Raw genomic sequence first — 19,285 nt, 5'->3', positions numbered from 1 at the left:
AGTTTCCAGGAAGTGACGCGCCGAAACCGTAGCCCCATCATTCGAACCGCACCAATTCGTTCGGAGGTGGACTATGCCCCTTGTCGCCAACGATTCAGAACGTACCATGCTGGCAAAGCCGGCACGGGGTTGTGCATTTGGCCATCACGGCGAACTCGTTCAAGGCGTATTTGAGGACGATCGTGGGCGCTTGCACCGTGGCCTGGTAACCCTTCCAATTGATAGTCTTCGGTCCACTGCGTGGATCGTGCTCGATGAGAGCGGCAAGCTCGGCGTCGAGCCGCCCAGCCGGGAAAAGGCGTTACGTGCTGCGCAACTGGCGTTGGCGCATCTTGGATATCCATCCTTGGGTGGGCGACTCAAGATCGAGAGCGATATTCCGGTGGGGCATGGCTATGGTTCGTCCACCGCTGATGTCGTTGCTACAACTCGCGCGGTGGCAGCCGCCCTGGGCGCGAGATTTCTGCCTTCGACGAGCAGTCGGTTGGCGGTCGCCGCGGAAGTCGCTTCAGATGCGATCGCGTTTGAAACCGAGGCGTTGCTATTCGCGCAACGGGAAGGGGTAGTGCTCGAGCACTTCGGCGGTTCGTTGCCGCCATTTGTCCTCGTAGGTTTCAAGGGAGACGCTACTGCTGGGGTCGATACGCTCGAACTGGTTCCGGCACGGTACAGTCCCGAGGAAATCCAGCTCTTCCGCGTTCTTCGAGGAATGGTTGCACGCTCCGTCCGCTATCAGAATGCGCACCTGCTTGGCCAGGCGGCGACAATGAGTGCTCGTATCAGCCAGCGACACCTCCCCAAGCCATATTTCGACGTCGTCGTCGATATCGCAGCTCACCATCATGCTTGCGGGATCCAGGTGGCGCATAGCGGATCCCTTTTCGGGCTTATGCTGGATGCTCAATCAGCCCGTCGCGAGAGTATCCATACAATCGTCGCTGCATTGGGGGCGCGCGGATTTCAGGACATCGGCGTCTTCCCAATCAATGCGGAGGAGGCCGCACATGTCCTTTGACGTGGACTATTTCAGGGCGCTGGAAACACCGCGTCTTGCTCGGCTCGGCCCAAACGTCGTTGCGGCGGCGTTCCCCTTGATGAAGCTGATGCCAGCTCGCTTCATCCTCGATCAGGCCGAGAAGTCGGGAGAGCTGAAGGCCGGCGCCCACATTGTCGAGACAACCTCGGGCACGTTCGGTATGGCCGTAGCCCTCCTAGCTGCAGCGCGTGGATTCCATCTCACGTTGGTGACCGCGGCCACCTTGATCGACCAGGCTTATCAAGAAAGGCTGGAACGATTGGGCGCGAAGGTCGTCGCACTTGCGGACGAGCGGGGTGATGGGAACCAGACTGGAAGATTGGGACATCTCAGGACGGTCATGGAGAATGGGCCGGACACTTTCTGGACGCGCCAATACGACAGTCCGGGCAACTGGCAATCCTATGCCCGCCTTGCCGAACTGTTCGTTCGTTCAATCGGCCAGGTTGATTGGCTTGTCGGTTGCATTGGCACCGGCGGCTCGCTGTGCGGGACCGGTACTTTCCTGCGCCAGGTTTTTCCGCATCTGAAGATTGCCGCTGTCGACACACATCGCAGCGTGCTGTTTGGGCAGCCCTTGGGCAAGCGAATGCTGCGCGGGCTAGGCAATAGCGTCCTTCCGGCAAATGTCCGGCATCATCTGGTCGACGAAGTACACTGGGTTGGTGCCTATGCCGCCTATCATTCCGCCCATTCCCTCTTTCGCAATCAGGGGATTTTCATGGGGCCGACGAGCGGAGCTGCGGCTCTCGTCGGCGATTGGATAGGCCGAACCAACCCGAATTCAGTCGTCGCGGTCATCATGCCCGACGAAGGGCATCGTCATGCCAACACGGTCTATGACGACAGATGGTTGGCAGCGCTCCCAGGTTGGCCCTGTGCACCCGTTCGCGAACCCGAAACCCTTGTTGCAATCGAGCCGCGTGACGAATGGGAGTGGACCAGGTTCGAGTGGTCGAGGAGGTTGCTGGCCGAAGTTCCGCAGTCAGTAGCGACAAGCTAAATCAGCCCCACTGATAGCTTCTTGGCCTTCGCCTCCATATCGAGGCGGGCATCCTGATGGGGTTTGTCTCGCGCGACGGCCGTGATGCCCTGCACGAAATCGAAAATGCTCTCGGGCGGGCGGCCTTCCTCGATCAGCACGGCGTCTATGATTTTAGCAGTCTCGGCCCTAGAGAAGCCGCGCCGGCGCAGGAACTCAGAGCGGTCGTCGTCGCTACGCGCGACGATCCGTTGACGCGATGCCTTGATGCCGTTGATGAAGGGTACCGGCGAGGAGTTAGCGAAATTGCGAAGTGCGGGCGCTGCCTCATGAGCAAATCGAGAGGCGGCGTATTTTGAGTGTCTGATGGTGATTTCCTCAAAATCCTCGACGCCCCAGAGGTTTCGGTTCTGGCACACAGCGCGGAGATAGAAGCTCGCAATTCCCAGCGTCTTGGCCCCGACTTCGGAGTTCCAGCAATAGAAGCCGCGGAAATAGAGATCGGGCGAGCCATCCGGAAGCTTACCTGCCTCGATCGGATTGAGATCGTCTACGAGGAAGATGAAGACATCTCGGTCTGAGGCGTAAAGCGTTGTGGTGTCTTTGGTGATGTCGACACCGGGATTGTAGATGCCAGTCGACCAGTCGAGTACGCCGGGAACCTTCCATCGGGTGTCGCCGGTGCCGTTTCCGGCGATGCGCTGGACGGCTTCGACGAGTTCGTGATCGTAGATGCGGCCGTAGTCTGGTCCCGTGACGGCTCGGAGTTCCATGCGCCCGTCGCCCGTCTCCAGGGTCTTCACCTGCTCTGCGCGATGCGTTGCGAGACCATACTGCAGATTGATACCCGCCAACGATGCTGGGAGTTGGCGTAGATAGGCGGCGGGTGCGCCGACGAGACTGGTGAGTTGTCCAAAGCTCCAATGCGTCGGGGACACTGGCGCTTCGGCGCCCGGTAGGAGGAGCGTCAGCCTTTCAGGGGCGTTGCGGCTCGCCTCGACCTTGATGCGCTCACTTTCGACGGTACGAGTGTGGCTGTTTTCGGCCCGCACGCGAACCGTGCGGGCCAGTTCGTTCAGGGATAGGAAGCGTTCGTCGTCGGGCCGTGAAAACCATTCCGATGAGACGCGACCGACGCGCTCGCCGCGGGACACATCCACTTTGAAGCCATCATTGATCTGGTGAGTAGCGTTGAGAACCTGAGTGTTCATGGCACAATCTCCATGACGGTGTCGGAAGCCTCTCCTCCGATCTCAGCCGTCACGGACTGCCCGCCCTTCCCTCACTCTGAGGGGCAGTTCAGGCTGCGACCGGCCTCACCCCAACGCGGCGCTTGAACTGCCGGCGACACAGCCGTGGCAATCCGTCGTGTGGGTGGAAATAGCCCATGACTCGCAGCATTCAGACCGTCAGGCGCGCGTTTCGCTTCCAAGATTATCAGTCGTAGTGGGTCAACGACGTGCTGTGCGGTTTTAGATGGCTAGAATAGTGAAACCGCACTGATTATATGATACTCGGTTCGTGTCGTTTCGACGTGCCTGGCGAGCCGTATGTCTAATGGCAGGCCCGGCGTATGCGCGGCGGTCGATCCTCAACCCTAAGGAGGAACTTCTCGTCCGTGCGACGCTCCAAGAGTCCCACCTGTTTGTGCAGCCCCCGTCCAGATTGGGTCGCGCCTGCGTCGCGAAGGAAGCCGCGGATGCAAACTCCTCGAAGAGGAAGCAATGCGATGTGGGCTTCAGACCAGGAAGGATGTTTCGCTGTGCCTCGGACTGTCGAACAGACTCTGGTGCGAAAGGTTACCCTGGCTGGCTCCCACCAGTTCGGGCCATAGCCGACCGCAGCCGAAGGATGGACGGCGCAGGGGTATTGTTAGATACAGAGCACAACCACCTGCCGAAACTGCTGGCGTACCGGTCATCCGAAATAGCGGACCGCCAGCGCCGCAAGAAGGATCAATACTACGGCAACGATAGCAAACCGTCCGCCCGCGGAGGCCTCCAAGCCCAGGAACTTGATCTTCAGATAGTCGGTGGGGTCTTTCATGGCGCACCTCTCAGCAAAAAGAAAAATGAGTGGTGCTGCCTGCTGCCGCATATTGCTGAGCTTGCTCCCCCATGCAAGAGAGCTCACTTGAGGAGCGGCTTCGAGGCCCCTTCAAATGGCCTTTGAAAGGGGTTTTAAGGGCCTTCAAAAGTTCGGCGATCACAATCGCGTGAGCATCAGTTGCTGCCTTTGGTGTCGAAATCTCGAAGGCCCGGCTGCATTGGGGAATGCGCGAGATCCTGATGAAACCGAGTGGATTGGTGCATAGGTATGTGTAAAAGTGCAATCTTGGTTGATCTGGGATGATTGCCTTGGACGTGAAAGCGCGGAACTCAAGAATTAGCGTCGTGGACCAAATAGTCTCGCGACTGGCAGCTGAGGCCGATAGTGGGCAACTTGCGCCAGGCACCCACTTGACAGCGCAATCACTGGCCGACCGGCTAGGCGTTTCGCGGTCTCCAGTCAACGAAGCTCTCAGGCGACTGGCATTGGCCGGTTATCTCCGTCACGAAGCGAACAGGGGCTATTATGTCGACAGGCAGGGGCTTGTGCCCACCGAGCCGATTGCAGCGCCCGACATTTTGAGCGAGGTGTACTTTCGACTTGCAGAGGACGTGCTCGAGGGGCGCATTTCCGGCATTGTTGCCCAGTCGAGTTTGCGCGCGCGCTACAATCTGACCCAAGCGCAAGCGGTCGCGCTGACCACGCGTGTCGTAAAGGAAGGCTGGATGGAGCAGCGGTCCGGCTATGGCCTTGCATTGACATCATTTCTAACCACTCCTGATGCTCTAGTGCAAAGCTATCGAATGCGAATGGCACTCGAGCCTGCCGCCTTGCTCGAACCTGGCTACGACCTCGATCCGATGGAGGCTGCGCGCTGTAGGGAGGTCGAAGAGTTCATGTTGGCAGGCGGTACCGCCAAGATGAGCCCCGAAGAACTCTATGATCGCGGTGTCCGCTTCCATGAAACGATCGTGGGGGCCTCCGGCAATCCATTTTTTCTGGATGCGCTCAGGCGCGTAAACAGTGTTCGCCGACTGCTTGCTTATCGCTCGATGGGCAATCGGGATCGATATGTCGAGCAGGCCCGTGATCATCTGGAAATCTTGCGGTTGCTGGAGGAGGGGCGGAATGAGGAGGCGTCCTGGGCGCTCAGGTCGCATCTGGGCAAGGTCATCCATAACCTCGAACCGATCAGGCAATTGTTGGAGCGGACGGATCTCGGCAAAGGCCTCGTTCAAAAAAACTGATTGCATTTATAAACTGAAATATGCAATTAACCTCCTGGCAACTGGGAGGTTGAGTATCTGTGGTCGAGTACAAGGTTCTGCATCGCATCGATGGGGCGCTGGCCGTCGATCTGGAGCGCGCGACGGGCGGCCGATTGGCTTCACTGCCTTGGACGCTGCGAATTGTTCTCGAGAATGTGTTGCGTCGTCTCGATGGAGCAGAATGCGAGGCGGCAGCGTGCGCCATCCTCGGTTGGCTTGAACGCGGAACGACGGCGGACGAAATAGCCTTCCACCCGTCTCGGCTCCTCATGCACGACACCACTTGCGTGCCGGCTCTGGTCGACATTGCGGGCATGCGCGACGCACTTGCCGAAGAGGGCGAGCACCCATCGCTGCTCAACCCTGTTTTGTCCGTCGACGTCTCCGTTGACCATTCGATAGCGGTCGACGCCTTCGGAACGGGGGAGGCGACCCGCATTAACATGCAGCGAGAGCTTGAGCGCAACGCCGAGCGCTTCCGTCTGATGAAATGGGCCGAGAGCGAGCTGCAGGGTTTCCGTATCCATCCGCCCGGCACCGGCATTCTGCACACCATCAATGTCGAGCAGCTTGCCACTGTTGTGTCGACCTCCACCGTTGATGGGGATTCTTGGGTTCATCCCGACACCTTGATCGGTACCGACAGCCACACACCCATGGTCAACGGTATCGGCGTCCTGGCGTGGGGCGTTGGAGGCCTCGAGGCCGAAGGTGTCATCTTTGGCCTCCCTGTCATGATGCGCGTCCCCGACGTCATCGGCGTCAAGCTGACGGGTGCCATGCGTGAAGGCAGGCTCGGAACGGACCTTGCCCTCGTCGTGGCGGAAAGGTTGCGAGGCTACGGTGTAAGCGGCCAGTTTGTAGAGTTCTTCGGACCTGGCGTGACGACGCTGTCCGCCGGCGATCGCGCCGTGGTCGCCAACATGGCGCCTGAGTATGGCGCATCGACATGCTATTTTCCGATCGACGAGCAAACGCTTCGCTACTTGCGTTCCACCGGGCGCCCGGAGGCACTCGTCAGCCGTGTCGAGGCTTACGCCCGGCGTCAGGGCTTGTGGTTCGATCCCGCGGCGGAACCGCGTTACACCGATGTCATCGAGATCGATCTTGGCTCAATCGATACAAGCATCGCGGGACCCAAGCGACCTCAGGACAGGTTGTCGCCAGCGCAAGCCGGCATGGCCATTCGGCCGATCATCGAAAAGCGGGGAGGCACAGCCAGCCAGTCGATGCCCGGCGATGGGGCGGTAGCGATTGCGGCCATTACCAGTTGCACCAACACGACCGATCCGCGTCTGACAATCGCCGCCGGACTCGTAGCACGCAAGGCACGTTCGTTTGGCCTTCGACCTCCGAGCTGGGTGAAGACATCGCTGTCTCCCGGCTCGCCGGCCGCCTTGCGCTATCTCACGCGTGTCGGGTTGCTCGAAGATCTTGAAGCCATAGGCTTCGGCATTGTCGGCTTTGGTTGCATGACCTGTATTGGCAATTCGGGTCCGCTCACGCTCGAAATGAACGAAGCCGTCGAACGGGATGGCGTGGTTCCTGTCGCCGTACTGTCGGGGAACAGGAACTTTCCTGGTCGAGTGCACCCGCAGATCGAGGGCGCGTTTTTGGCGTCGCCTCCATTGGTGGTGGCCTACGCCCTGGCCGGAGACGTCAATCGCAACGTCCTGAAGGACCCTCTCGGCATCTCTGCAGACGGCAAGCCAGTCACCCTTGCCGACCTTTGGCCCACCGGCAGCGAAATTGACGCAGTACTCGCCGCTGCTGCCGACCCCTCTGACTACCGCAAAGCGTTCGTTGCGGCCCGTGAAAACGATCTCTGGCAGGAGCTCGATGCTCCGGCGCAGGCGAGATTTCCATGGAACCCTGTTTCGACCTATCTCCGCCGCCCGCCTTTTTCGGTTGCGCAGGAATGCTCGCGCCTCGGTCGCTACAAGGCTTATCCGCTGATCGTGCTGGGTGACGACATAACTACCGATCACATTTCTCCGGCAGGTCAGGTTCCGCGCGAGAGTGAGGCGGCCAGATATCTGGTCGCACATGGCGAGAATCCCCTGGATCTCAATGTGTATGCATCCCGCAGGGGAAATTTCGAAGCAATGGTGCGTGGGCTGTTCACCAATCCCACAGTCGACAATCTCCTCGCCCCCGACATTCCGCCCGGTTCTACGGTTCATGTGCCGTCGGGTGAGGTACTGCCGCTTTGGCGGGCCGCCGAGCGCTACCGTCAGGAGAGCCAAAGCGTGGTTCTGGTGGCCGGCGAGCGATACGGCGCCGGCTCGTCCCGTGACTGGGCGGCGAAAGGACCAAGCCTGCTTGGCGTGCGTGCGATCATTGCCGGTAGCTTCGAGCGGATCCACCGCCAAAACCTGATCGGCATGGGTATCCTGCCTCTGCAGGTGGACCGGACAGGAAAAATCCCGGGGCTAGGCCTCGGTGTCGGCGACCGCATCGAAGTTGATGCCGATGCCGAGCACATCAGCAATCGGCTGCCTGTCGAGTTGGTCAGCCGCCGATGCAGCCGCCAAGCTGAACGGCGTGCGCAAGGTTCTGCTCGCCGAAAGCGAAGAACTGGCCGAGCGCCTGGCCGAGCCGCTTGCGCAAACCGTCCTCTCGTTGGCCGGCATGTACGATACGTTCATCGCTGCGGCCACGACCATGGGCAAGAATGTAATGCCACGGCTGGCGGCCCTGCTCGACGTCGCCCAGGTCTCGGAGATCATCGAAGTAGTCTCGGCCGACACCTTCAAGCGCCCGATCTATGCCGGCAACGCCATCCAGACGGTGCAGGCCACCGGCAACTGGAAAGTGATTACGGTGCGCACTGCCTCGTTCGCTTCTGCCTCCCAAGGCGGTGAGGCTGCCGTCGAGGGTATCTCGGCGGCAGCCGATGTCGGCCTGTCTTCGTTCGTCGAGAACAAGCTGTCGGAGAGCGATCGTCCGGAGCTGACGGCGTTCGACATCAGGTCGCAAGGCGAGCGGCTGCTCTACGTTGCCGATGTTTCCAACAACCCTGCCATTTTTGCCCGCCGGCCTGAGTGGCAGGCATCGTTCGATTACGACGGTGCTGCTACCGTCGAAACGCGCAGGCGGATTTTCATCCAAGTCGCCGAAGAAAAAACGCGGGTCGCCTATTTTCATGCCCCGTTCCCGGGACTTGGCTATATCGCGCACGCCGGCGATGCCTATGCGTACCTGCCACAGATTTGGGGAATTGAGGCGAATTAGCTTTGTCCACGGGCGCGTACACCCTTCCGGGCCGGAGAATGTCGCATTCCTAGAAACGCCAGTTGGCAACGCGGGGACGTCTACCGGGTATAGACAGCGCTCATCGGTTGAAAAGCGTGCTCGCTCGAGACATCACCCATCCACACCGGAGACTGCAATGTCGGATATGACCCTCGCCATCGCCAATGCCATTGTTGCTGCAACGCTAGACCAACGGTTCCTACTGTGCCAGGCGAGTGCCAAACCGGCGAGGGCGCAAACTGCGCTCGCTACGAGAGGTCGAGTTGCAGGTGTACTATTCTAGAAGTGCGTGACGGTACTTTCGTTGTTCGCTGTGAGGCGCATCCGATCGGCCGAGAATGGGTCCCGAGAGGCGATTGCTATCGATAGATACCGAAACCACACAAAAAAGTTTCTGTTTGATTTTCCCTTTAAAATCAACATCGTAAGATATTGACGGCTCATGTGTCGGAATTTGCTGCTGGATGCAAGAAAAAACCCAGCTAGATCAATGACCTAGCTGGGTTAGAAATAAATGAGTGGGGGACGCAAATGGCGGCATAGCGTTGTTTCGGTGGCGAATTCCCGCCGTCTCGCAGTGTCGTGCATCGCTCATTCCCCTGATTTCTCCATCTCTGCCTTGCTAGTTCGATCTGCGTCCATTTTCGACATGATGTAAAGTCGCCTTAAGGGGCGGGAGTGCTTTGGCGTAGAAGATCGTACAGAGAGGCGAGTCTGCGTTGCTCGGAATGTCGGACGTTGAACGGTCTTTCGCTGCCGGTCAGTTTGACTTGCGCTATGTCCGTGTAGAGATCAAACGTCGCGTGAGCTAGACCGCTTGGTCGAACCCTCGCCGCCAGCCTATGGTCGGAGGGAAGTAGTCGGCCACCAACTGTATTTTCAAAGACTGATGGTCGCACTAGCAAAGAACGATCTGGATGTTGCACGGTTATGCCAGCCGGTCCAGTTCAGCCGGAACTTCATCGGGCAAATAAATGGGTAAGTTTACCCCATTTGTAGTGATTAAGCGGCGTCATTGGGAACTTCAAGGAATGGAGCCCCGCTGCCTAATGGCAACGGGGCGATTGGGTGGTTAGTAAGCGGTACTGGCTACATCGCCGCTTGAGCTATAGTGTCGCTGCAGGGTTAACGACCCGTCAACTATCGCCGCGAAAGGCAGATATCTATCATCGCGAGGCGTAGAAGCGTTCGCGCACCCTGACAGCTGGCGCCATCAGGGCCGAGACAATCCGCCGCGACCGGCCGAGACGCGGCGGTGAAGCGTGCTACTGATTATGGCCACTTCCCATGTCTGCGGGGAGCATCAGGTGCTGATACTTGTTCCCCGGAAACATGACGTAGGGATGGCTGGGATCGGGGTCCACGTTGTTCGGGTAATGGGCGGCCATTTCGTGCGCTGCCTTTCCGACGATCATGACGTGCGGGCCTGTTTGAACCCAGTGCGACCTATCGGTTGCATAAGGATCGTGGTTGCTGGTGCCCATGTCCCCGGCCAACATGTAGACGAAGCCGGTTTTGTCGGGCGGCTCGCCCTGGGTATAAACGGCCTTGAACCATTCAACGCCAACGGCATCGGCACACCACGGCCCGCCGTCGAGATCAATTGCGCAGGTCCACCCGTTTTTTCCTTCCCTGACGGTGGTCGGGTTGAAGCCGTCAGACAGCCGAATGATTGTGGCATCATTGCCGATTTCGGCGGGAGCCGCAGACACCGCCTTGGCAATGAATTCAGGGGCTTCCTTCGGAACCTCCGATGTAAGTTCGGCGGCGATGCTGGAGGCTGATAACACTAACGAGACCGATGCGAGGATACAAAGCCGTTTCATGGCTACCTCCCGTTGTGTGCGACCGGTTTTGTTATTTTAACGCGGAGTTCAGACCATGTCGCGTTAGATCCGGGCGAAATGCCGCCGCCACCCAAAGTGCCGTCGCATGCTCATCCTGAAGTTGGGCGAGGGCGGCCACGATCCTGGCGCACGCCATGGGCAGCATGAACCGTGCATGGTTTGCACTGCGGTGGCGGACCTCAAAATCGCCCTCCAGCTGGTGGCCCGAAATGCGTTCACTCTCAAAAAACGGCTATTTCAAACCTTCCGCTTGGCTTCGATGAAGGTTCGGCAATCATTTATGACGCCGATCACCTCGAGGAGCATTGCCGAGACCTTTTCGCGCGGAAACAATTCGACCGCACTTGCCATCGCATTGAGCTCGAAAGCGATGTCACCCTGGTCAAGATCGTTCGCAACGTCCTCGTAATAGCGGACCTGCACGCGGTAATTCCGGATGGTTGCCGCGGCGCGATGTAGCAGCAGGGCGATTTCGGCATCTGTAAAGTTCGAAGTCGCATCGGCGGCGCGTTTCAACTCCGAGATGAAAGTGGGAGTAGAGTCTGATGCCATCTCGGATACTCACCGCAGTTCCGCTTTGAGGATCTCCAGCGCGGCATCGGGAATCGATGCCAGCTCCGGTTCGCTTTCAGCGTGTTCCGTGAGCAAGGTACGCGAGTGATCCTCCCGAACCTCGTCGTCTGATAGGGCCGCTGACTGCATAGCTTAAATCTTCAGTTCAAATGAGACGGGTCAAGCAAATTCATCGAGTCGCTCACTGACGATGACGAGCATGCGTTGTGCCGCATCGCGGACAGATGATCCAATGGGCACAACTGGCGGAAGCGCCATATTGTCAAGGCAGGGCCGCAGCCGGGCGACAAGCTCGTCGATCGCTGCATCGGCGTCCGCCGCCCTGATTCCGATTGTGCCGGCAGTCGTGCGGAAGTCCGCTCGGCGAAGCCGATCGTCTTTGGCGTTCAGCTTCAAGGCCATTCGATCTCGTTCCAATCGCGGAAAGACCCGTGTGGTGACAGCATCATAGAGCGGGGCCATTCTGACTGAATTGAACTGGTGGCTGCCCGGCTCTGCGATCTTCAAAAGCGCCAGATTTTTCAGATGCATGTCGCCATCTGCGATGAGCCATGCAAACACAGCGCGCTCGAAGACAAGCCTCACATCATCATCCGGGGCCGTCGAAAGGGGACGCACAGCGCGGGCAATGCGCTCTATCGTGCCGTCGTATTTTGCCTCTGTCGGTACCCCGAGAACGGATGCAAAATCCTCCATGGCCAACAGCCGACGGTCGTTTTTGTCGATGCGAATATCGAAGCGTTCGACCAACAGAGCGGGGGGCATCCCGTCCGGCATTGTAACGAGTGCCATCGAAGGCGTCGCAAACCCCGCTGCAGCTCCCAATGTGAGAGATTGCCATTCGATCGCTGGCAACGCTTCAAAGCCGCTCGTTCCAGCCGGTTTGAGGATGTGGGAAAAGGACGTGGTTATGCTCGGGGACAGCGTCCCGTCGCGGCCAAGGAACATGGGGGCCTTAATCTGAACGCCGGAGAGGCGCGGGGTTTTGGCGCTCGCAAATATCTGCGCGAGATTGCGCTCAAAGTTTTGCTCGATATCGCCCCGACCGGGGCCGGCATAGCGTCCCGTGAATATGCCTCTTTCCGAAAAGTCGGCTAGACGCGTCAGCAGAATGTCGTCGGGAAGGTCATCTAGTTCGCGCTGCCGTTCGACGATCGTGATGTTCGACATGTAGCGCTTTCCAGAACGCAGCATTGCGCGTTCGTCGCGGTCCCTGAGGACTGATTCAAGCCATCCTTCCGGCAGCAGGGATAGGATGAAGGGAGGAAGTTTGCCGGGCGTGGTTTGACGGATCAATGGAGGTCTGTCTTCATCCGTCTGCCGCCAGCGCCATTCAAACCCATCATGTGTAAGATTGCCGATCGGCTTGCCGTGCCATGCCACGATCAGATCAAGTGCGGCCTCATTTCGGGGAGGTGCGCCGGCGGGGCGATGCAAAAGGTAGCGTTCAGCAAGCTCGCCTTCACGGTACCACTGATTCTCTCGTGCGAGCGCCCACAGCGCGTCGGCTGCGCCTTTAGTATTGTGATACTCCTCGATTAACCTTGCCGCGATCGCTTCGCGCATGGTCTCGTCGATCGACGCGGCATGCTCGCTGCGAAGCCTGAAAGCTTCGAGAAAGCGTTGGCGAATAGAGGACACTTCGATGTGAAATTCGCCCATGCCGTCGTCGACCACTGCGGATGCAATGGAAGCGCGATCCGGTGCCTGGTTCTGAATGATTTCCAGCGACCGCAGGCGTGTGCGCTGTATTCGCCGCCCGCTTAGGAACAAGCGACCGTCGCGGGTTGGTCCCAAGAGCACGGCGCTGGCGGCGGACAGATAGGCGCGGGGATAGAGATATTTTGCTATGCGGACAGCGTGCCGGACGATGGTCGTTTCCACGTCATCATCAGCGTCCACATATATGCCCCTCATCAGCTGGACGAGCTTGTTTGTCTCAGCTTGATAATGCGCGCGGCCTTTGTCGATGTTTTCGCCTACTAGATGCAGAGGCATTTTCTAACTTTCGCGTGTGTCACATACGGAAAAGTTACATCCCGTCGCACATAAGGGTCAAGCGAGATTCTAACTTTCGCGTATTTCAAAAATGGGAAAGTCGGATGGTGGTTTACGAGATTGTTGTCGAGCGATGCCTGCCGCAGCCTGATCATTAATGCGCTCGCGACGACTTCTTCACATTTTCAACTGACGGATGTGACTGAGATCATTGCGGCACGCAACGGCCTCATCTGCAGAGTGCGTAGCGAGTTATAGCAACAACTTCCCACCGAGACTCATTCTGCGGCGATCTCCTTTGCATCGACCGTGTAGTGCTCCTGGACCCGGCATGGACGGGTGTCTTACAAACCTCTACCGCGCGCCGGTGGCGCTTTGGCTTTGCGGCCAGACGAGGGCGCAACGCTGAATAACTCGGTGCGAGCGTTAGGATGTGTGGGTGATCGCCAAAGCCTGCGTGTGTCGCTTGACCTTGCGTTAGGGTTGGCTAATGTCCGTTTTAAGCTCAACCCCTGCAGCGATTCCCGCCTTGGTCTGGCTGCTGAGCCCAGCGCCCGCGCTTAAGAGTGCGGGCGCACGCTTTTGTGATTTCTCATTGATTAGAACAAGCCTTGCCCAGCCATTCATCTTAGTGCTGACTAACCTTGCTTAGGGGCATACAGGGGTGGTGGGGAGTATGGCCAATGAAATATCGCGAGGTCCAGGAACAGCTTAGGCTTGTCGGCATCCTGATTAGCAAAAGAGGCGACAGCCTTCGGGTCAATCATTTTTCTGGGGGACCCGAGACAGCATACGTCACATCAGATTTGGAAGAAGCACTTTGGGCGGGCCTCACCATGGCCAAAACGCAAAAATTACCCGCAAACTGGTGCGCCCAGCGCCAAGCATAAATGACAAAGTCCCCGCCATTTCACGATGGCGGGCAAGCTGCCTGCGAACTCTGCGCGCTGGCGGTACTCAATACGCGTCCGGTGCCCAGGGTGCATCGTCAGCAGGAGATCGCAGCGGGTGCAAAAACGAAGCGCTACCTGCCAAATCAACACAAAAGATCGTGCATTGCGCCTGAACCGCCTCAAACACGGGCAGGTGGTAGGCATTTGCCAACCGGCGAACACATGGGAAGCTGCCCATTGCTGGACCGCGATGCTAACCGTTTTCAGCGGGACAAACGCCTTATGATCCACAGCGGGAGCATTACGAGCTATTCCTCACGAAACGCTTTGCTAAATGAATCCAGGAATGGCCGCAGCAGATAGGCGATAAATGTGCGCTCGCCGGTCGAGATAAACGTCTCGACCGGCATACCGGGATAAATCTGCTCTTCTTTGATCTCGGCGGGAAGCTTTTCCGCCATTCTCAGTCTCGTAATGTAGAACGGCTGGTCGGACTTTGGATCAACGATACGATCCGCCGATACGTAAATAACATGGCCGCGCACTTGCGGGGTAAGGCGCGCATTGAGTGCACTGAACATCATCTGCGCTTCCTGTCCCAGTCGGATCGAGTCAATGTCCTGCGGCGCGACACGCGCCTCGATGATCAGCTCATCGGATGTCGGCAGAAGCTCCATTACCACTTCGCCCGGGCGGATAACCCCGCCCTCGAATTTGTAATGCGCATGGACGATGATGCCGTCACTCGGAGCCCTGACCGTTGTCCGCTGAAGAATGGCCTCGGCGGCGTGGATCTGTTCCTCGAGATCGGCCAGTGACGCACGAACGGTGTTCAGTTCGGCAACGGCCTCTTCGACACGCGAAGTGGCAAGGCGTTCGATCTGCTGCCCAGCTTCGGCAAGTTGTGTAGCCAAACCAGCAATCTGAGATTCAATCGCTCCAGCCTGCCCAACCAAGGAAGCGGTGGCGCGCAGAAGCTCGGTGTACTCACTGCGGCCCGTCAGGCCCTTTGCAAGGAGTTCTTTCTTACGCTGGGCCTCTTCCTGCACAATGGTCAGCTGTTCGTCGGACGCCTTCTTTTGAGCGCGGAGGCCTTTGACAGATTCCTTCAGGGTTTCGATCCGTTGCCGCAAGATCTGTTGCTCGGCACGATAACGCGCCAGACGCGCCGCAAATTCCTTGCGCTGCTGGGTGATGACCTCCCGCACATTAAGCCCGCCCGATGGCCGCTCCAAGTCTGGCGGAATGACGATTTCGTTCAACCCATCGCGTTCGGCCTCGAGCCGTGCCGACTTTACCCTCTGGGTAATCATCTGCTTGACCAGTCGGTTTGCCTGGGTCGTGGCATTGGTCGCGTCGATGGCAAAAAGCGGGGCGCCCTTGTTGACCTTGTCGCCTTCCTTGAAGCGGATATCGCGAATGATGCCGCCCTCGAGATGCTGGATCATTATGTTTTTGCCGGCGGCGGCAACAACCCCAGGCGCAATCGCAGCACCAGCCATCGGCGCGGTCGCAGCCCAAACGCCAAATCCGCCGATCAGAAAGATAATAGTGACATAGCCAGCGATCGCAATCCCTGTCGTCTGGGTCCGAATGTTCTTATGCCAATGACGCTCTTCCGCATCTCGTTGCATGGCTTGCCTTAGCTAGGTAGACAAACGTGACCGCGCGGCGAGCTCGCGCCCGGCGTCTTCATCGTTAAGTGCTGCGGCAGGGGATTGCATAACCGGTTTCTGTCCCTGGGCCAGCCTTTGCAATACATCCTGCGCCGGGCCGTATAGCTCGATCTGGCCTTCCCTGAGCATCAGGATACGATCGCATTTAGCGGCAATCGACGGCCGATGCGTGATGATAACCACAGTCCTTTTCTCGGAACGAGCGTTTATGATCGCGCGTTCGAGTGCCGCTTCGCCTTCCGCGTCCAGGTTGGCGTTTGGCTCATCTAAGACAAGAACCTGGGGCGCCCCGAAAAACGCTCGTGCCAGCCCCACGCGCTGACGTTCGCCACCGGATAGTCGGACCCCCAGGGGCCCGATCACCGTTGCATATCCCTGCGACAGGCCGAGCAGCAACTGGTGTACCTGAGCCCGTTCAGCGGCCTGAATGATCTCTTCGTCCTCGGGATCGGCCTCGAAGCGGGCAATATTCTGGCCGATCGTTCCGGGGAAAAGATCGACCTCCTGTGAGAGGTAACCTATATGCTTGCCCAACTCGTCTGGCCGCCAACTTTGGATGTCAGCGCCATCGATCCGCACCACACCGGATAAGGGCTTGATGGCACCGACAATTAGCCGTGCCAGGGTCGACTTGCCGGCCTGACTTGGTCCGATGATGGCAACGCTTTCGCCGGCGTTGATACTGAAACTGAGCCGCTTGATCAAAGGCAGGTGACCCGAATCGGCGTTGGGCAAAGCATAGACCACCTGATCGAGTGTCAGGGCACCCAAAGGCGCGGGCAGCTTGATATCACGGGGTAAGGCTTCAATGCCGTGCTTGGTCAGCGCTGCCATTCTCTTCCATGCCTGGCCGGCTTCGGCGACCTGCCGCCAACTGCCGACAATTTGATCGATCGGCTGCAGCACCCGGCCGGAAATGATTGAGGCGGCAAAGATCATGCCCGCGGTCATTTGCTCGGCCAGAACGAGATAAGCACCGATGCCCAGCACGGCCAATTGGAGCAAGATGCGCAACGTCCGCGAGAGGCCACCATAGAACGCATTGTTTCGGGCGACTTTGTCCGATGCGTTGAGTGCTTTTGAAAAACGATCGCCCCAGAATTCGATAATGTTGGAGACCATTCCAAGCGCGCGCACCGTTTCGAAACTGCGCGCGAAGGTCTGGGCGGAGTTCATCGTCGCGGTGAGCGTGTCGCTGGCTTCTTTGCTGCTGCGACGTGTCATCCTCTGGTTGAGTAGCGCGATAGCGACCATGACGACCGCACCCGCCAAAGTGACGGCAAAGAGCAACGGATGTACAAAATAGAGAAGGACAATGAAGAAAGGGCCAAAAGGAAGGTCGAACAGAAAAAATAGCGCTCGCGACGCCACGAATGTACGCAGGGTTGCCAGATCGCGCAAAGGCTGAACGTCGCCGAAGCCGGCTCGCGGCCCATTCATTGCCTCAAGAAAGGCCGCAGAGCCTAAACGAACATCAAGGCGAGCAGCGACGCGGTTGGCATAAAGCGAACGAACGATTTCCAGAATCCCGAGGACCGCCAGACCGGCGACCGAAAACAGCGTGAGATAAATGAGCGTATTCTCGCTCGATGCCGGCAGGACCCGGTCATAGACCTGCAGGAGGTAGAGCGGCGGCACCAGGAGCAAAAAATTGGCGGCAGCAGAAAACACGCCAATCTCGAACAGGCTTTTCGACAACAGCAGTCCGCCGTTCGAAGGCGTCATCCCCCAGGCCCCCATAGCCCGTTCAAAGTTTCCCGTCGTCGATTAATATCACGGCCTCCTAATATTTGACAGCATGGCGAGCCGTGTGCGGACCAGCCTGAGCCAACGTCTTAGTTCCCGCTTCTCGAGAAAGCCGGCCACGACGTTGACTGCCAATCATCGAAGCTCACCATTTGTTGATCTTGCGCCAGCCACCGGACGGCCTGACAGGTTGCATGTCCAGTGCCGACCGCCGGGGATACGGCCTTCGTTCTTGCCATTCGGTGGGGAAGCCATGCAGTGCGACAATTCCGGTTCGGTATCGTTAAAAATCAATCGATCTTGACAAATGGCCCCCACAAGCAGAAGTTTAGGTGCTTACTTAGGGGATGCAATCGCGTCGAAGTTTGTACTTCGATGCGGTGCGGCTGAGTCAATATTGGCTTAAAAGCGTGACTGTCGTCATGTCCATCGTGACGGCTGCCCCGGATGTAAGATTCCCATAAACCTAATAGCAGGCGCCGATTGAGCGCCCGCACTGTAACGCGTTCGCCAACGCCAACGTAACAGGGCTCGTCATGGCTACTATCAATGGCACTTCGCTTCGGGAAAAGTTCAATCTGCTCGGGCGGTTCGTTTGGAACGGCACCGCATGGGTGCAATCAAGTCCATCGGGAACGACCAATTCAGCCGATACAGTGAATGCAGGTGCCGGAGACGATGAAGTCGACGGTGCAGGCGGCAACGACAGAATCTTCGGTCAAGCTGGTTCTGATCTGCTGATCGCCGGCGCAGGTGCGGACACCGTCGACGGTGGTGGCGAAGACGATGTCATTTATGGCGGCAGCGGCATCCTAAACGCGAACGGTTCGGGCAATGACGACCTGCGGGGCGGTGCCGGGAACGATACGATCTATGGCGGTGACGGCAACGACACCATCCGCGGCGATGCGGGCCGTGACACGCTCCTGGGCGAAGCGGGCAACGACACCATCGACGGTGGCAGTGACGATGACGTCATTTATGGTGGCAATGGCGTCCTGAACGCGACCGTTTCGGGAAGCGATGACCTGCGTGGAGGCGCCGGGAACGATACAATCTATGGCGGGGACGGCAACGATACCCTCCGCGGCGACGCTGGCAACGATACACTTTATGGTGAAGCCGGCGATGACACGCTCGAAGGCGGCACCGGCAATGACATTCTGATAGGTGGCGCCGGACGGGACGCTCTCACCGGGGGGGCAGGAGCCGATCTTTATGTCTTCAACGCGGTTGCGGATTCGCTGGCTAGTGCGAGCAATGGCTTCAGCAACAGCACCGGCGATGTCATCAACGGCTTCACTTCGGCGGCGGAGACCTCAAACCCACTTCTCCAGGGCAAGATCGACCTGCGTGGTCTAGTATCGGGAATCGGACATTCGTTGACCTGGAGCGGGACCACCGCTTCAGCGTATGGTGTCTGGTACGGCCGAAGCGGCTCGACGACCCTCGTCAGCATCGACACATCAGGCGACGGCTTTGCCGACATGGTCTTTAAGATCAATTCGCGCGAAACGCTGAGTGCCAACGATTTCCTTGGCCTCGGGGATACCGCGAACCCCATCGTTTCCGGTTCAGCCTATGGACCGCATGACGGAAGCCTCAAGGCTGGCGAGGTCGTGACACTGACGATTTCCTTCTCTGAGGCCGTGTTTGTGACGGGTGGGACGCCAACACTTGCATTGAACAGCGGTGGTACGGCGACTTATCTGAGCGGATCGGGAACCTCGACCCTCACATTCACTTACACTGTAGCCAGTGGCCAGAACGCGAGCGATCTCGCAATCACCGCTCTCAATCTGAACTCCGCAACAATCAGAGATGTGGCCGGCAATAATGCCGATCTGTCGGGTGTCCCGGCGAATCCCTCCGGTACGCTACTGGTAGACACCACCCCACCCGCGGCCTCGATCGTGCTTGATGCGATCACCGCCGACAACATCCTCAACGCGGCCGAAGCCG

Annotated in this window: 11 protein-coding genes and 3 pseudogenes; 7 read left to right on the top strand and 7 right to left on the bottom strand. The window is 58.5% G+C overall.

What is annotated here, in order from left to right:
* Positions 1–73: 73 nt before the first annotated feature.
* A complete protein-coding gene (locus ACSQ3E_RS30285; RefSeq protein ID WP_436125444.1) occupies positions 74–1,015 on the top strand; it encodes a GHMP family kinase ATP-binding protein in 942 nt (313 codons plus the stop codon).
* Complete coding sequence (locus ACSQ3E_RS30280) at positions 1,005–2,039, top strand: PLP-dependent cysteine synthase family protein (protein ID WP_436125443.1); 1,035 nt, start codon at positions 1,005–1,007, stop codon at positions 2,037–2,039. Before ACSQ3E_RS30285 ends, ACSQ3E_RS30280 begins: the two co-directional genes overlap by 11 nt.
* Here ACSQ3E_RS30280 and ACSQ3E_RS30275 read toward each other — a convergent pair.
* Both ACSQ3E_RS30275 and ACSQ3E_RS30270 read right to left on the bottom strand, forming a co-directional pair.
* Positions 2,036–3,229 carry a DUF932 domain-containing protein gene (locus ACSQ3E_RS30275; RefSeq protein WP_436125442.1) on the bottom strand — a complete coding sequence of 398 codons (1,194 nt, stop codon included), beginning with the start codon at positions 3,227–3,229 and terminating at the stop codon, positions 2,036–2,038. The genes ACSQ3E_RS30280 and ACSQ3E_RS30275 overlap by 4 nt on opposite strands.
* A 706-nt stretch (positions 3,230–3,935) precedes the next feature.
* Positions 3,936–4,064 carry a hypothetical protein gene (locus ACSQ3E_RS30270; RefSeq protein WP_436125441.1) on the bottom strand — a complete coding sequence of 43 codons (129 nt, stop codon included), beginning with the start codon at positions 4,062–4,064 and terminating at the stop codon, positions 3,936–3,938.
* Between the two features lie 302 nt (positions 4,065–4,366).
* Here ACSQ3E_RS30270 and ACSQ3E_RS30265 point away from each other — a divergent pair, with 302 nt between their 5' ends.
* From ACSQ3E_RS30265 to ACSQ3E_RS30255, 3 genes and pseudogenes are all read left to right on the top strand, one after another.
* Positions 4,367–5,314 (top strand): GntR family transcriptional regulator, encoded by a 948-nt coding sequence (locus ACSQ3E_RS30265; protein ID WP_436125440.1) that lies wholly within the window; start codon positions 4,367–4,369, stop codon positions 5,312–5,314.
* A 59-nt stretch (positions 5,315–5,373) separates the two neighbouring features.
* Positions 5,374–7,857 (top strand): annotated as a pseudogene (gene acnA / locus ACSQ3E_RS30260) (aconitate hydratase AcnA); the annotation flags it as partial.
* A pseudogene (locus ACSQ3E_RS30255) lies at positions 7,850–8,341 on the top strand (electron transfer flavoprotein subunit alpha/FixB family protein); the annotation flags it as partial. The pseudogenes acnA and ACSQ3E_RS30255, both read left to right, overlap by 8 nt.
* Before the next feature lie 1,514 nt (positions 8,342–9,855).
* On the opposite strand, the gene ACSQ3E_RS30250 reads toward ACSQ3E_RS30255, so the two are convergent.
* The 3 genes from ACSQ3E_RS30250 to ACSQ3E_RS30240 all read right to left on the bottom strand — a co-directional run bounded on the left by ACSQ3E_RS30250 (position 9,856) and on the right by ACSQ3E_RS30240 (position 13,008).
* The gene (locus tag ACSQ3E_RS30250) at positions 9,856–10,416 is read right to left on the bottom strand and encodes a hypothetical protein (RefSeq protein ID WP_310328030.1); all 561 of its coding nucleotides are present in this window, start codon (positions 10,414–10,416) and stop codon (positions 9,856–9,858) included.
* Between the two features lie 258 nt (positions 10,417–10,674).
* Positions 10,675–10,989: a hypothetical protein gene (locus ACSQ3E_RS30245; protein WP_436125439.1), complete on the bottom strand. Its 315-nt coding sequence runs from the start codon at positions 10,987–10,989 to the stop codon at positions 10,675–10,677.
* Between the two features lie 180 nt (positions 10,990–11,169).
* Complete coding sequence (locus ACSQ3E_RS30240) at positions 11,170–13,008, bottom strand: type II toxin-antitoxin system HipA family toxin (RefSeq protein WP_310328036.1); 1,839 nt, start codon at positions 13,006–13,008, stop codon at positions 11,170–11,172.
* A gap of 683 nt (positions 13,009–13,691) precedes the next feature.
* Here ACSQ3E_RS30240 and ACSQ3E_RS30235 point away from each other — a divergent pair.
* Complete coding sequence (locus ACSQ3E_RS30235) at positions 13,692–13,898, top strand: hypothetical protein (protein ID WP_310328037.1); 207 nt, start codon at positions 13,692–13,694, stop codon at positions 13,896–13,898.
* 311 nt (positions 13,899–14,209) lie between these two features.
* On the opposite strand, the gene ACSQ3E_RS30230 is transcribed toward ACSQ3E_RS30235, so the two are convergent.
* Both ACSQ3E_RS30230 and ACSQ3E_RS30225 read right to left on the bottom strand, forming a co-directional pair.
* Positions 14,210–15,535 (bottom strand): HlyD family type I secretion periplasmic adaptor subunit, encoded by a 1,326-nt coding sequence (locus tag ACSQ3E_RS30230; RefSeq protein WP_310328040.1) that lies wholly within the window; start codon positions 15,533–15,535, stop codon positions 14,210–14,212.
* A gap of 12 nt (positions 15,536–15,547) precedes the next feature.
* Positions 15,548–17,302, bottom strand: coding sequence for a type I secretion system permease/ATPase (locus ACSQ3E_RS30225; protein ID WP_310328042.1), 1,755 nt, complete (start codon positions 17,300–17,302; stop codon positions 15,548–15,550).
* Between the two features lie 557 nt (positions 17,303–17,859).
* Between ACSQ3E_RS30225 and ACSQ3E_RS30220 the strand changes: the two are divergent.
* A pseudogene (locus tag ACSQ3E_RS30220) lies at positions 17,860–19,285 on the top strand (hypothetical protein); the annotation flags it as partial.

This window comes from Aminobacter sp. LjRoot7, assembly GCF_964252895.1.
Lineage (GTDB): Bacteria > Pseudomonadota > Alphaproteobacteria > Rhizobiales > Rhizobiaceae > Aminobacter > Aminobacter aminovorans_B.
This window is presented reverse-complemented; position numbering and strand designations above follow the sequence as displayed.

Excerpts from the sequence above, each read along its gene's own strand:
- ACSQ3E_RS30230 (WP_310328040.1), bottom strand. The coding sequence starts at position 15,535 with ATGCAACGAGATGCGGAAGAGCGTCATTGGCATAAGAACATTCGGACC.
- ACSQ3E_RS30250 (WP_310328030.1), bottom strand. The coding sequence starts at position 10,416 with ATGAAACGGCTTTGTATCCTCGCATCGGTCTCGTTAGTGTTATCAGCC.
- ACSQ3E_RS30280 (WP_436125443.1), top strand. The coding sequence starts at position 1,005 with ATGTCCTTTGACGTGGACTATTTCAGGGCGCTGGAAACACCGCGTCTT.
- ACSQ3E_RS30285 (WP_436125444.1), top strand. The coding sequence starts at position 74 with ATGCCCCTTGTCGCCAACGATTCAGAACGTACCATGCTGGCAAAGCCG.
- ACSQ3E_RS30240 (WP_310328036.1), bottom strand. The coding sequence starts at position 13,008 with ATGCCTCTGCATCTAGTAGGCGAAAACATCGACAAAGGCCGCGCGCAT.
- ACSQ3E_RS30225 (WP_310328042.1), bottom strand. The coding sequence starts at position 17,302 with ATGACGCCTTCGAACGGCGGACTGCTGTTGTCGAAAAGCCTGTTCGAG.
- ACSQ3E_RS30265 (WP_436125440.1), top strand. The coding sequence starts at position 4,367 with ATGATTGCCTTGGACGTGAAAGCGCGGAACTCAAGAATTAGCGTCGTG.
- ACSQ3E_RS30235 (WP_310328037.1), top strand. The coding sequence starts at position 13,692 with ATGAAATATCGCGAGGTCCAGGAACAGCTTAGGCTTGTCGGCATCCTG.
- ACSQ3E_RS30275 (WP_436125442.1), bottom strand. The coding sequence starts at position 3,229 with ATGAACACTCAGGTTCTCAACGCTACTCACCAGATCAATGATGGCTTC.
- ACSQ3E_RS30245 (WP_436125439.1), bottom strand. The coding sequence starts at position 10,989 with ATGGCATCAGACTCTACTCCCACTTTCATCTCGGAGTTGAAACGCGCC.
- ACSQ3E_RS30270 (WP_436125441.1), bottom strand. The coding sequence starts at position 4,064 with ATGAAAGACCCCACCGACTATCTGAAGATCAAGTTCCTGGGCTTGGAG.